This is a genomic window from Aeromonas sp. MR7, assembly GCF_963899385.1.
GTDB classification, from domain to species: domain Bacteria; phylum Pseudomonadota; class Gammaproteobacteria; order Enterobacterales; family Aeromonadaceae; genus Aeromonas; species Aeromonas bestiarum.
The window spans coordinates 224,175-236,957 of the sequence record NZ_CAWQXH010000021.1 but is presented as its reverse complement, the minus strand read 5'-3'; the positions used below and the strand labels follow the sequence as shown (position 1 = coordinate 236,957).

At 63.9% G+C, this 12,783-nt stretch carries 10 protein-coding genes; 2 read left to right on the top strand and 8 right to left on the bottom strand.

What is annotated here, in order from left to right:
• Positions 1-63: 63 nt before the first annotated feature.
• The 4 genes from ygjK to AACW87_RS12830 form a co-directional block, all read right to left on the bottom strand.
• On the bottom strand, positions 64-2,544 hold the full coding sequence (ygjK, locus tag AACW87_RS12845) for an alpha-glucosidase (protein WP_241325139.1): 2,481 nt from the start codon (positions 2,542-2,544) through the stop codon (positions 64-66).
• 184 nt (positions 2,545-2,728) lie between these two features.
• Complete coding sequence (locus tag AACW87_RS12840; protein ID WP_241325138.1) at positions 2,729-3,532, bottom strand: helix-turn-helix transcriptional regulator; 804 nt, start codon at positions 3,530-3,532, stop codon at positions 2,729-2,731.
• An 11-nt stretch (positions 3,533-3,543) separates the two neighbouring features.
• Positions 3,544-4,083, bottom strand: a complete 540-nt coding sequence (locus tag AACW87_RS12835) for a YbhB/YbcL family Raf kinase inhibitor-like protein (RefSeq protein WP_241325137.1) — start codon at positions 4,081-4,083, stop codon at positions 3,544-3,546.
• Between the two features lie 264 nt (positions 4,084-4,347).
• Positions 4,348-5,604, bottom strand: a complete 1,257-nt coding sequence (locus AACW87_RS12830; RefSeq protein ID WP_241325136.1) for an adenylosuccinate synthetase — start codon at positions 5,602-5,604, stop codon at positions 4,348-4,350.
• A gap of 183 nt (positions 5,605-5,787) precedes the next feature.
• Between AACW87_RS12830 and AACW87_RS12825 the strand changes: the two genes are divergently transcribed.
• On the top strand, positions 5,788-6,708 hold the full coding sequence (locus AACW87_RS12825; protein ID WP_241325135.1) for a LysR family transcriptional regulator: 921 nt from the start codon (positions 5,788-5,790) through the stop codon (positions 6,706-6,708).
• A 230-nt stretch (positions 6,709-6,938) separates the two neighbouring features.
• Here the strand turns inward: AACW87_RS12825 and AACW87_RS12820 are convergent, their stop codons facing one another.
• Together AACW87_RS12820 and AACW87_RS12815 are read right to left on the bottom strand one after the other, a co-directional pair.
• A complete protein-coding gene (locus AACW87_RS12820; protein ID WP_241325134.1) occupies positions 6,939-8,258 on the bottom strand; it encodes a TAXI family TRAP transporter solute-binding subunit in 1,320 nt (439 codons plus the stop codon).
• Positions 8,259-8,441: 183 nt separating this feature from the next.
• Entirely contained in the window at positions 8,442-9,581 is a 1,140-nt protein-coding gene (locus AACW87_RS12815; protein WP_241325133.1) for a MalY/PatB family protein, read from the bottom strand.
• 161 nt (positions 9,582-9,742) lie between these two features.
• Here AACW87_RS12815 and AACW87_RS12810 point away from each other — a divergent pair, with 161 nt between their 5' ends.
• Positions 9,743-10,915 (top strand): MFS transporter, encoded by a 1,173-nt coding sequence (locus AACW87_RS12810; protein ID WP_043135556.1) that lies wholly within the window; start codon positions 9,743-9,745, stop codon positions 10,913-10,915.
• 55 nt (positions 10,916-10,970) lie between these two features.
• On the opposite strand, the gene AACW87_RS12805 is transcribed toward AACW87_RS12810, so the two are convergent.
• A complete protein-coding gene (locus AACW87_RS12805; RefSeq protein WP_241278462.1) occupies positions 10,971-11,855 on the bottom strand; it encodes a LysR family transcriptional regulator in 885 nt (294 codons plus the stop codon).
• Between the two features lie 109 nt (positions 11,856-11,964).
• Positions 11,965-12,720 (bottom strand): YciK family oxidoreductase, encoded by a 756-nt coding sequence (locus AACW87_RS12800; protein ID WP_043135552.1) that lies wholly within the window; start codon positions 12,718-12,720, stop codon positions 11,965-11,967.
• Positions 12,721-12,783: the final 63 nt, after the last annotated feature.

Genomic DNA, 12,783 nt, shown 5'->3' with positions numbered 1-12,783 from the left:
CCTGCTAAAAAAGGCCTCCATATGGAGGCCTTTTTGTTGGCTCATTCCCGCTGGAAGAAGGGATTAGCCCTCTGTTTTAAGGAAGTTGCGATAGAGCATATAGAGGTGGGCCGAGCTCCAGCTGAAGTTGCTGGCCCCCTGCATGGCGCCTGTCTCCGGGTTGTAGTTTTCGCGGATGGGGCCGCTGCCCGCCAGCCCTTCGGCGTTGGCAAACAGCTTGTTGACCAGCATCTGGGCATCGCTGCGATAGCCGTAGTTCTCCAGCCCCTTCACCCCGAAGTAGAACTGATCCAGCCAGACCCGGCCGCGCCAGTAGATGTCGGGGTCATAGGCCGGGTTGGTCAGGGCCGCCGTGCCGAGCGGCACCCTGGTGTTGAACTCCTGGCTACTCAGCATCACCTCGCGCACCCGCGCGGCCTTCTCCTTGTCCGCCACCTCGGCCCAGAGCGGGCTCCAGCCTTCCGGGCCACGGCCACGGGCGGTCAGCAGCTTGCCGACGCAGCCGTTGCCGTCCGCCACATCCCCTTGATGGATCTGGCGGTCGTAATAGAAGCCCGACGTCTCATCGAACAAACAGGTATTGATATAGCCGGCGAGCTGGGTAGCGCCCTCGCGATAGCGGCTCGCTTCGTCCGGCTTGCCGAGGAGATCGGCCATGTCCGCCAGGATGCGCTTCTCCTTGGCGAGGAAGGCGTTCAGCTCCACCGACTCCTGATCGATGGAAAAGCCGATGAGGCTGCCGTCATCTTCGTGGTTCTCGAAGAAGGCGACGTTCCAGTCCTGGCGCGCCTTGGCTAGATCCCCTGCGTAAGTCTTGTCGGCGTAGCGCTGCAGCTGATCCGGCTCGATGAAGCCGAAGCGGGCGGCGTTGTCCATGCCGGACTCCCAGCCGGCGCCGTGCTGGGCACCGATATCCATGTCGGCATAGCCGCCGACGCTCAGCACCTGCTGATAGAGCGCCATGCCGGCACAGCCATACCAGCCGTCCCCCTCGTTGGTGCAGCTCGACAGATCCAGCCCGGCGGGCACGTCACTGGCGTACTGCACCTTGAAGGTGATATTGCCGAATTCGTCGTTGTGCTCGACGTGCTTGGTGGCGCCGTATTCGATGATGCCGTTGCGGTTGTTGTCCCGCGCCCGGTACCACCAGTCGTGATAGGCCTGGATCTTCGGATACATCTCGGCGATGAAGGCCTTGTCCTTGGTCGCGCCGTAGATCTCCCAGATGGCCCAGGCGGAGAGCGGCGGCTTGGTGTCCCGCTCGTTCCAGTTGCCGCCATCGCCGCCGCGATCGGAGAGCTTGTTGTAGAAGACGGCGTCGATCACCATACCGGCATCCTGCGGGCGGACCGGATCATCGGGCTGGACCTGGTAGTCATACATGGCGCGCACGTTGTTCTTGGCCACCTCGGGGTTGAAGTGGGCCATGGCGTAGGCGTGCTTCCAGCTGTCCCAGGCCCAGACGCCGTCGAACCAGCGAGCCGTGTTGGAGGGGGTGACCCCGTCGTGGAGGATGGCGCCGGCCGGTGAGCGCCAGTTGCCGTTGAGGGTCTCCATCGCCTTGACCGCGATGCGTCGCTCGGCTTCCGGGATCCCCTGGTTGGAGAGGCCGCGCTCGAGATAGCCTTCCCAGCGGCGGATGGAGTCGTCGAAATAGCTGGCAGGCTTGGCCAGCAGGGCGTTGCGGCTCTGCTGGAAGCGGCTGGCGTCATCGCTGCTGTGAACGTAGCTCTGCAGGGTGTAGATATCCTCGCTCCCCTTGGCGGCCAGGGTGAGGCTGGCCTCGCTCCGGTAGCCGAGTGCCTTCTCGTCCAGGATGGTGCGGCTGGGCAGGGTGCGATCGATGCGATAGCGGGCGCTGCCGCTCTGCATCATGTTCCAGGTGCTGCGCAGCTCGCCGAACTGGAACTCTATGCCTTGCTCGCTCTGGCTGATGGTGCGGGTCCAATCCGGGTACTGCTCGGCCACCGTCTTGTTGGCATCCCACTGCTGGAGCAACTCCCCCTGCCAGGTCAGGTTGAGGGTGAGCGGCGCGTCCTGATTGTTGATGAGTCGGGTTCGGACCAGGGCCGTGCGGGCATCGCCGTAGCGCAGCTCCAACTCCAGGGTGAAGGGCGCGAACTCGAATCGCTGGATGAGCGCCCCCGGGATGGCGTAGATCTCGTACTTGCTGGCGGCGGTGAGCGGATAGGAGCGGCCGCTCTCATCGCTCAGGCTGAGCCGGTCCAGCTCGCTGGCGAAGAAGAGGCTGTACTCCTCCGAGATGACCATGGGGCCGGTGAAACCACCCCATTCGCTGTCGCTGGCGGGCAGCAGGAAGCCGTGCCAGGCCCCCAGATCGAGCAGCGGGTTGTATTTGAGGTTGGAGTAGCCGTCAAAGTCTCGGAACTGGAGCGGGGTACCGCTGCGATCGATCACGTTCTGGTACTGGCTCGCCAGGGTCGCACTGGGCGGAGTCGGGGCGCTGGAGTCATTGCCGTTGCAGGCGGTGAGGCCAAACAGGGCGACGCTCAGGGTGATGGAAAGTAAACTTTTACGAAACATGTCTCGCTCCAATTACGATTTTGTAGGTTAAGGAAGGTGCTTTTTTAGCGTTTATTTTAGTGAAATCTTTTGCAAGAGACATTGTAGGGGAATGCTGCGGGCCATATTGGCGCTTCGTCACACTGTGGAGCGAGGGGATGTGAGCCGGATCACCGGGTTACACGAGGTTACATTGCAGGGTGTTTTAGTAACTATTTACTTGGCGTTGAGTGTCCATTGAGGGACAGGTACGCAGATATTGGTGGGGAGTCAGACCGAACTCCTGCTTGAAACGGGCGGCGAAGCGGCTGGGAGAGTCATAACCGCAGGCGAGGGCCACCTCCAGCGGAGTGAGGGCCTGTTGCAGCAGGGTGAGGGCGTGGCTCATGCGCACCTGGGTCAGCAGCTGGCGAAAGCTGCGCCCCTCGGCGGCCAGCTTGCGCACCAGGGAGGCGCGGCTCATGGCGAAGTGGGGGGCTATGGTCTCCAGCCTGTGGTCGGCGCCCGGCTCCACCCCGAGGTAGCGGGCCAGCCGCTCCCCGAGCGTCATTGTGCTGGCGGGAAACAGCAGGTCGAGACCGCCGGCGGCCTGCAGCTCGGCATAGAAGCCGTGCAGCAGCTGGGTCTGGGTGGCCTGGCTCAGCGTGCGGCTGGCCATGGAGCAGATCAGCTCGAAGCAGAACGCCAGCGCCGGACTTATCTCAAGGCGTGGTTCCCTGAGCCGGGTGCCCGGGGCGTCAGTCAGCCACTCAGTAGGGGGCGGGGTCAGCAGGGTCAGGGCATGGGAGCTGAACTTGCCCTGTTCGGGCTGGTTGACGAAGGTGAGCTGGTGGCCTGCCGGGATCAGCAGCCAGCTCCCCTTGTCAAACGACAGGCGCCTGTCCTGCCACCACAGCTGCTTGTGGCCCTGTTGTACCCAGATGATGGTCGGCGCATAGATGAGCACCCTGTGCAGCGGCTGCTGACGGATCCCGAGATAGTGATGCAGTTGCAGCAAGGGGGCGCTCATCCGGCGGGCTCCTAGGGGGTGACGAAGGTGGCGGTCAGGGTGGCCTTGCCCAGCGCCATGGCATTGAGCATGTAGCCTACCATGGCGGGCGGGGTATCTGCCTTCACCTCGAGTGTGGCTTCGGGCAGAGCCCAGGCGGTGAACTGGTAGCGGTGCATGCCGTGACCGGCGGGCGGGCAGGGGCCGCCGTAGCCCTGGCTGCCGAAGTCGGTTCTCAGCTCAAGGCCCTGTTTGAGTTTGCCGGAGACGTTGCTGGCAAGTGAACTCTGGTTGGCCGGCAGGTTCACCACCAGCCAGTGCCACCAGCCGCTGCCGGTGGGGGCGTCGGGATCATAGGCGGTGATGGCGACGCTCTTGGTGCCGGCCGGCAGGTCCTGCCAGCTCAGCTGGGGCGAGCGGTTCTCCCCCTTGCAGCCGAAGCCGTTGAAGCTGAACGCCTTGTCCATCAGCTGGCCTTCCTGAATGTCAGTGCTCTTCAAGGTCATGGCAGAGGCGGGCAGGGCCGCCAGGCACAGTAGGGAGAGCAGGGTGGAACGCAGGGGTAATTTCATTGTGGTGCTCCTTTATGGATGAGGGGATCCCGCCGAGAGGATCCTGATGACGGGATCAGTCTAGCGAAGCGGGGCGATTCTGGTGCAACCCAAAGGCTCAATATCGGGTTGTCGGTGGCTGATTGTGAGCCGAACTGCATCTGGGTGGGAAAAGAGTGGGACGGCGAGGTGGCAAGGGAGTGGACGGCTCGTGGTGCGGCGGCCATAAAAAAACCGGCCTCATGGAGGCCGGTTTTGACATCTTGCTGGCAGCAGCGAGGCGGCTTAGCGCAGTATCATCTGCTCGCGGCCCGGGCCGACGGAGACCATGGGAACCGGCACACCCAGCAGGGCTTCGATGCGCAGCACGTAGTGCTGGGCAGCCTTGGGCAAGTCTTCGAACTTGCGGATGTGGGAGATGTCTTCGCTCCAGGCTTCCATGGACTCGTACACCGGCTTCAGACCGGCGGTCTGCGGCCAGATCGGGTTCTCGGTGTTGGCGCCTTCGTAGGCCACGCAGATCTTCAGATCCGGCATGCCGGAGAGGCAGTCCAGCTTGGTCAGGGCGATCTCGTTGGCGGCCTGGATCTCCAGACCCTGCTTGGTGGCAACGGCGTCGAAGTAGCCGATGTCACGGGGACGGCCTGTGGTGGCACCGAACTCGTTGGCGAACTTGCGGAACTCTTCCTGGTTCTCCATGGCGGTGATCAGGGTGCCGGTACCGACAGAGGTACTGAACGCCTTGGCCACGGCAATCACGCGCTCGGGGCGCAGGGCCGGCAGGCCGCCACCGATACCGGCGTAGGCGCCGGAAACGTGGGAAGAGGTCACCCAGGGGTACTCGCCGTAGATGAGGTCACGGCCGGCGCCCAGCTGGGCTTCGAACAGCAGGGTGCCGTTCTGGGCCTGGATGGCCTTGAGCGGCTCGCTGACGTTGCAGACGGCGTCGATCCAGGGGGCGGATACTTCCAGCAGCCAGTCGGCCATTTCCTGGGCGGTCTGGCTGAATTCGAAGCTCGGGTAGAGGGCTTTGAGCTGCGGCAGTTTCCAGTCGAGGAAGAACTGGATGCGCTCGACCAGTACGTCCGGCTGTTTCAGCCAGCCGACCAGGATCGCTTTTTTCATGACCCGATCACCGTAAGCCGGGGCTATGCCCTGACGGGTGGAGCCATAGGCGCCATCACCCAGACGGACTTCTTCCAGGGTGTCTTCCAGCGCATGGATCGGCAGGCAGAAGGTGGCGCGATCGGAGATGGCCAGTTTCGGGGTCACGCCGGCGGCTTTCACTTCAGCCAGCTCGCGGGTCAGCGGCTCCGGGCTGATGACCATGCCAGGGCCGAGGACAACCAGGCAGTCCGGGTTGAATACGCCGCTCGGCAACTGGTGCAGCTTGAAGGTGCCCAGGTCGTTGACGACGGTGTGGCCGGCGTTGTTGCCGCCCTGAAAACGGATGCTGGCGGCGGATTGACCTGCCAGATAATCGACGATGCGGCCTTTGCCTTCATCACCCCAGTTAGCACCTACGACTACGATAGACGACATGACTCTTTCTCCTAAGACGTTAGGCGTCCATCCTAGGAGGCTGGGGCGGATTAGAAAAATTAATTATCTTTATAATTCCGATAAGAAAACCATATAATCGTGGTGAATTTACCGGCAAGACACCCAGTGTTGCCGCGCTGGCCCGCGTCATGGGCGCAGATGTGGAAAAACAAGAGGACCCTCATGCTGGACATTCACTGGCTGCACACCTTCGTTACCCTGGCCCGCCTGCAGCACTTCGGCCAGACTGCCACCGAATTGCACATGACCCAGCCCAACGTCAGCCTGCATCTCAAGAATCTGGAGCAGGCCACCCGGGTCAAGCTGATTGAACGCAGCCCGTTTCGGCTGACCCAGGCCGGTGAGCGACTGCTGCAAAGCGCCGAGCGCGCCATCAACGAGCTGCTGTTGTGCCAGTCCGATCTCAATGCCCTCAACCAGCTGAGCCAGGGCACGCTGGCCATTGCCGCCAGCGACATCATCTCCCGTCTGCTGCTGATCCAGCCGTTCCAGCGCTTCAAGCAGGCCTTTCCCGGCATCGATCTCACCCTGTTCAACACCACCTCGGATCAGGCGGCCGAGCTGGTCAAGGCCGGCAAGGCGGATCTCGGCTTCGTGATGGCGCAAAAGCGCAGCGAACCGCTGTTCTACACAGAGTTGCAGCAGGTGACCTGGTGCGCGCTGGGACACGGCTTGGCCCGCTGGCAGGCGCGGGCCAAGGCGGGTGAGAGCGATCCCCTCGACGAGCCGACCCTGATCCTGCTCGGCCACGACACCCGCACCCGCGCCCTGATCGACCCCTCGCTGCCCCTGCTCGGGCTGCCGAGCTGCCGCATCATGGAGGTGGGCAGCGTGGATGCCCAGCTCGACTGGGCCGAGGCGGGCTTCGGGGTCGCCATAGTGCCGGACTTCTCGCTCCACCCGCGCCTCAAGCTCACCGCCCCCGTGGCCCGTCTGACCGACTTTCCCGGCACCAGCCTGGGCTATGTGGTGCGCCAGAATCAGGTGTTGTCGCGGGCCATCAAACAGCTGCTGCACTGGGTGGAGAAGGAGATATTGCAGCCCGACGCCCGCCATCAAGCGGCGCCCAGGGCAGAAGGCTGATCAGGTCCGGCGGGACAAGCAGACGGGATGCCCCTTGTGCGCCCGGTTTCACGGCGGGCGCCTGACCGGGTTTGGCTGGGCCGGGAGGGGAGATAGCGATCGGCCACAGTGTTGCGGCCCGTGTGCGCATGAGTTGCCACAGAACAAGGTAAAAGGTGCAAGGCAACAGCTGCAATGCAAAAGAAGAGGCCACCCTGACAGGTGGCCTCTTTCGTTGGCGGAACGTGAGATTACTGGACGGGCACGCTTGCCGAAGGGGTGACCGGCAGGGGCTGGTTCAGGCTGCCACTGGCGGCACTGGGCGCAGCCCCTTGCGTATCGGCGGGCGCCGAGCCGAGTGCGGCCGAGGCGGCTTGCGTGGCTGCAGCGGCCGAAGGTGGCTCCGCCGTCACGGCTTGCGTGGTCTGGGCGGCCGAGACGGGTGCCACCGGCTGGGTTGCCATTGCACCCGAGGTTGCTGCCTGTGCTGCTGCGCCATCCCCGGTGGCCTGTGCCGCCGATTGGGCTGCCAGGCTTGCCGTCGCCGCCGAGCCCTTTGACTCCTGGGGAGTCAGGGATTCGGGGAGCAGTGATGGCGGCGGCAGGACGGCATCCTCCATGCCCGGGTGGCGCGGCACCTCGGCCTCCGCCAGCATGGAGTCCAAGGTGAGGGTGGTCAGCGCCGGATGCAGACGGGTGAACTGCTTGAGCCGTGCGGTCAGCACATCGCGCACTGTGCGCACCTGGGTGTCTGGCAGGCTGTCCAGCGCAACCAGTTCGGCGGTGACGGCAAAGGTGTTGACGCCGCTGGGCTGGCCCGGGTAGAGGTTGGCGCCGATGCGGCCGCGCTGGTAATAAGGGTGGTTCTTGAGCAGGCGATCGATCTGCTCCCCCTCGATGGGGATGATGCGCGCCTTGCAGCGACCGGTCAGATCCCCTATGCCCTGATTGGGGTGGCCCGCCACCATGAAGGCGGCGTCCAGGGTGCCGTCGCAGAGCCCCTCCAGCCGGTTGTTGATGGAGGAGGGAATGACGGGCGCGAAGCTGCTCTCCTGCCAGCCCATGGCATCGAGCAGGGCCTGGCTGGTGACGCGTTCTCCCGACCCCGGATTGCCCAGATCGACCCGCTTGCCTTCGATGTCGGCCAGGGTGTTGATGTTGCTGTTGGCACCGGCGAGCAGGGTCAGCGACTCCTGATGGAGTCGAAACAGGCTGCGCAGCCGGTCGTTGGGCGGCTGGCCCACGAAGGGGCCTGTGCCGTGGGCGGCGTGGTGCACCACATCCGACTGCACCAGCGCCAGCTGGATTTTCCCCTGGCCCAGCTCCTTCAGGTTGGCGAGGGAGCCCGAGGTGCTCTGCACGGCGCAGTGCAGCCCGTGGTTGGCGTTATCTTCGTTCAGCAGGCGGCAGATGGCCCCTCCCGCCGGATAGTAGACGCCGTTGAGCGCCCCCGTGCCTATGGTGAGATAGGCCGGTGTGGCGGCGTGCAGGGGCAGCACCAGGGCTGCAGCCAGCCAGGGCAGGGCGGTACGAGACAGGGTCGACAGGTGGTGCAGGGCGCTTGGCAACATAATGAACCGGATCAATGGCTGATAAAAAGGATGGGCCAAGCCCATCCCGTCTGACATCACGGCCTGCCGCTGTTTGGCGCAGAGCCGGGTTTGCATGGCATGTGCCATTCAAACCCGATCTCATCGCTTATGGCGGGGGCTGGTGCAGCTGACATTCAGCCGCAAAAATATACCCTATTGCCATCAGATGCGAGTCTGGATCGCTTTCTCCATCCGGGCCAGTGCCTCGGTCAGCCGTGCCCGGGTGCAGCCGAAGTTGAGCCGCACGAACTGGCCATCGCCGAACTGGGCGCCGGGGGAGAGTCCCACCCCCGCCTGCTCGAAGAAGGCGATGGGATCCTCGAGACCGAGCGCACTGACGTCGATCCAGGCGAGGTAGGTGGCCTGATGGCGCGCCAGCTTGATGCCGGGCCAGCGGGCGACCGCCTGCTCGATCAGCGTCAGGTTGGCGGCCAGGTAGTCAAGCTGTTCGCTGAGCCAGGGGTCGCCTCCCTCATAGGCCGCCTCGGCCGCCACGAAGCCCAGCAGGTTGACGTCGGCGCTGATGCCGCGCATCGCCTGTTGCAGCTTGAGGCGCAGGCGGGCATTGGGCACCACGGCGAAGGCGCAGCACAGACCCGCGATATTGAAGGTCTTGCTCGGAGCCATCATGACGGCGCAGCGCTCGGCCGCGTCCGGGCTGATGGCGCCATAGGGTATGTGGCGGGCATCTTTGTCCAGCAGCAGGTCGCAATGGATCTCGTCCGAGCAGACAACCAGATTGTGGCGCTCGGCGATGGCGTCTATGGCTTCCAGCTCGGCGCGGGTGAACACTGTACCGCCCGGGTTGTGTGGGTTGCACAGCAGCAGCAGATCCGCCGCCGGGGCCTGACGCTCAAGCTCCTCCAGATCCAGCACCCAGCGACCGGCCTCTTCCACCATGGGCACTGTGAGCAGGGGGCGATCGTTGAACCCGGGTGCCTGCAGGAAGGGGTAGTAGACAGGTTTGGGGGTGATGATGCCGCGGCCGTGCTGGCTCCAGGCCTTGCACGCCAGATTGAGGCCGGGTACCACGCCGGGCAGGAAGACGAGCCACTCGGGCTGGATGCTCCAGCCGTAGCGGCTGGCCAGACGCGCCATGATCAGTTCGATCAGCCGGGCAGAGGGGCGCGAGTAACCGAAGATGCCGTGGGCGACCCGCTGGGTGAGGGCCTCGACGACGGCGGGCGGCGAGACAAAGTCGGTGTCGGCTACCCACATGGGCAGCACGTCCTGTCCCTTGTACTTGTCCCATTTCAGACTCATGGTATCGCGACGATCTATTTCCCGGTCAAAATCAAACATGTGAAATCCTTATGCTGGGCAGTGGGCTTTCAATGTACGGGGTCGGGCGCGGGGTCGCAAGCCTTGAGGTGACTCTTGATAATGACATAAAATAAGCGACGCTATTTCATGCACTTGCCGAATTTTGGCCAGTTTTCTTCCCCCCAATCAGTGGTAATCCTATGAGCTTGTTGACCGCCGCTCTGAAGAGGTCGGATCCCGTCTCCCTCTCTTTTTTGGCCGTGACCTTTATGACCGGGGTGGCGGTGGCGCTCCAGGTGCCTACCTTGAGCCTGTTTCTGGCCGAAGAGGTGCAGGTGCGCCCCTTGCTGGTCGGACTGTTTTACACGGTCAACGCCGTGATCGGCATCCTCATCAGCCAGTGGCTCGGCCACCGCTCCGACAGCAAGGGGGATCGCAAGCGGCTGATCCTGCGCTGTTGCTTTGCGGGTGTGGTGCTCTCCCTGCTGTTCGCCTGGAATCGCAACTACTGGCTGCTGGTGAGCCTGGGGGTGCTGCTGGCCAGCCTGGCCGCCACCGCCAGTCCCCAGCTGTTTGCCCTGGCGCGGGAATATGCCGACAGCCGCAACAAGCGGGCGGACATGTTCAGCTCGGTGCTGCGGGCCCAGTTCTCCCTGGCCTGGGTCATTGGCCCTCCCATCGCCTTCGCGCTGGCCATCGGCTATGGCTTCGAGGTGATGTATCTCGCCTCCGCCCTGGCCTACCTCATCTGTGCCTTCGTGGTGTGGCGCTGGCTGCCCTCCCTGCCGCTGCCCACGCCAAACAGCGAGGTTGAGCGGGTCAGCAGCTGGAAGGATCCCTCGGTGCGGGCGCTGTTCATCGCCTCCACCCTGATGTGGACCTGCAACAGCATGTACCTCATCAACATGCCGCTCTACATCACCCGCGAGCTGGGGCTGGAGGAGAAGCTGGCCGGTGTGCTGATGGGCACGGCGGCAGCCCTCGAGATCCCCTTCATGCTGCTGGCAGGCTACTACACCCAGCGCTTCGGCAAACGCCCCATGATGCTGGTGGCCGTGCTGGCCGGGGTGGGTTTCTACGTGGGGCTGGTCACTCTGTCGAGCCAGTCTGCGCTCATCGCGCTGCAACTGCTCAACGCCATCTTCATCGGCATAGTCGCCGGGATCGGCATGTCCTACTTCCAGGATCTGATGCCGGGGCGCGCCGGGGTGGCGACTACCCTGTTTGCCAACAGCATACGCACCGGCTCCATCATGGCGGGGGCCATCGCGGGGACTGTGGCCGAGATCTGGAGTTTTCACGGGGTCTTCATGGTGGCGACTGCGCTGGCGCTGGCGGCACTGGGCGCCTGCTGGCGGGTGCCCAATGTGTGAGGCGGGTCTGTGACCGGTTGGCTATGGGTGACGCAGGCTGCCTGACGGCTGGGGCTTATTTGTCGTTGTCGTTCTGATATTCGTTGCGCAGGCAGCGCAGCAGCAGCTCGGTGGCCGGCCCCAGCGAATCCGCTGACGGTGTCAGCAGATAGGTGTAGAGATGGCGCTCGTTGCCGCTTGCCAGATCCAGCGGCACCAGGACGCCGTTGGCCAGCTCCTCCTGCACCAGATGGCGGGGCAGCCAGGCATAGCCGAGGCCGAGTTTGAGCATGGCGATCACTTCGTGGTAGTGGGTCGCCTTCCAGCCGGTGTCGTCCGCGTCGTTCCAGTCCACCGAGCGGTGAATGGGGGGATGCAGGCTTATCTGGTTGTGGCTGGCAAGCTCGTCGGTGGAGACGGCGCCGGCCAGGGCGGCGAGGGGATGGTCGGCCGAGCAGAGCGGCAGCAGGCACACCTCGTCCAGCGGCAGGCCGGTGCGATCCTGGGGCAGGTGCTCGGAGAGCATCAGATCCCCCACTTGCAAGGCGTTGAAGTGGCAGTGAATGCGTTCGTGCAGATTGACGCGGCAGCCCCGGCTGCGGGGATAGAAGTGGGCCAGCGCCCGATAGAGTCGCTCCCGCGGCTGCAGCACGGAAACATAGAGGTTGATCTGCGGCTCCCACTGCCGTTCCAGGTTGTTGGCCAGGTTTTCCAGCTCTTCCACCTGCTGGCTGAGCTGACGCGCCCGCTTGAGGAAGATCTCCCCGGCCTGGGTCAACACCGCCTTGCGCCCCCTCACTTCCAGCAGAGGCACCCCCAGACTCTGCTGCAGCTTGGCCACCGCATGATTGAGAGAGGATTGGCTCTTGTTCAGCGCCTCGGCGGCCTGGGCATAACCGCCACAGTCCACCACGGCCTGAAAGATCCGCCATTGCTCAAACGTGCTCTTGGGACGAAACATATCTCAACCTGATCAGGGATCGTATGTGGTAAGGGGCTGCAACAGGGTGCCGGCGGCACCCTATTGAATTTAACCCCATGCGGCGCAGGGTTCCGGTTATTTTGTTGATTTATTTGGGCTGGGCCACAAAGGTCTGGCCGGTTTTGCCACGGCTGTCGGCCCCCATCAGATAGAGATAGAGCGGCATGAGATCGGCTGGCGTCTTGAGCTGCTGGGGATCTTCCGCCGGGAAGGCGCTGGCGCGCATCTTGGTGCGGGTGCCGCCCGGGTTGAGGGTGTTGACCCGCACAGCCGTGTTCTCCAGCTCGTCGGCCAGCACCTCCATCATGCCCTCGATGGCGAACTTGGAGATGGCGTAGGTGCCCCAGTAGGCGCGGCCCTTGCGGCCCACGCTGGAGGAGGTGTAGACGATGGAGGCCTCACCGTGCTCCTTGGCGGTCTGGCGGATCAGCGGCAGCAGCGCCTGGGTCAGCAGGAACTCGGATTTGACGTTGACCTGCATCACCTCGTCCCACTCCTGCTCCTGAATGTGCTCGAAGGGGGAGAGGGTGCCGAGCAGGCCGGCGTTGAACAGTACGCCGTCGAGGCGGCCAAACTGCTGCGCGAAGGTCTCGGCCATGCCGCGGTAGTGGGCGGCTGTCGCCCCTTTCAGGTCCACCGGCACTATGGCGGGCAGGGGATAACCGGCGGCCTCGATCTGGTCATAAACCGCTTCGAGTTTGGCGCTGGTGCGGCCGAGCAGGATCACGGTGGCGCCGTGGGCGGCATAGGTGATAGCGGCTTCGCGGCCTATGCCGTCACCGGCACCTGTGACCAGAATGACCTTGTGCTTGAGCAGATCCCGGGGGGCCTGATAATCGAGCATGACAACTCCTGTTAACAAGTTCGTGGCAGATGCGCGCGGCAATAGAGGGGCAAGTGTACTGAC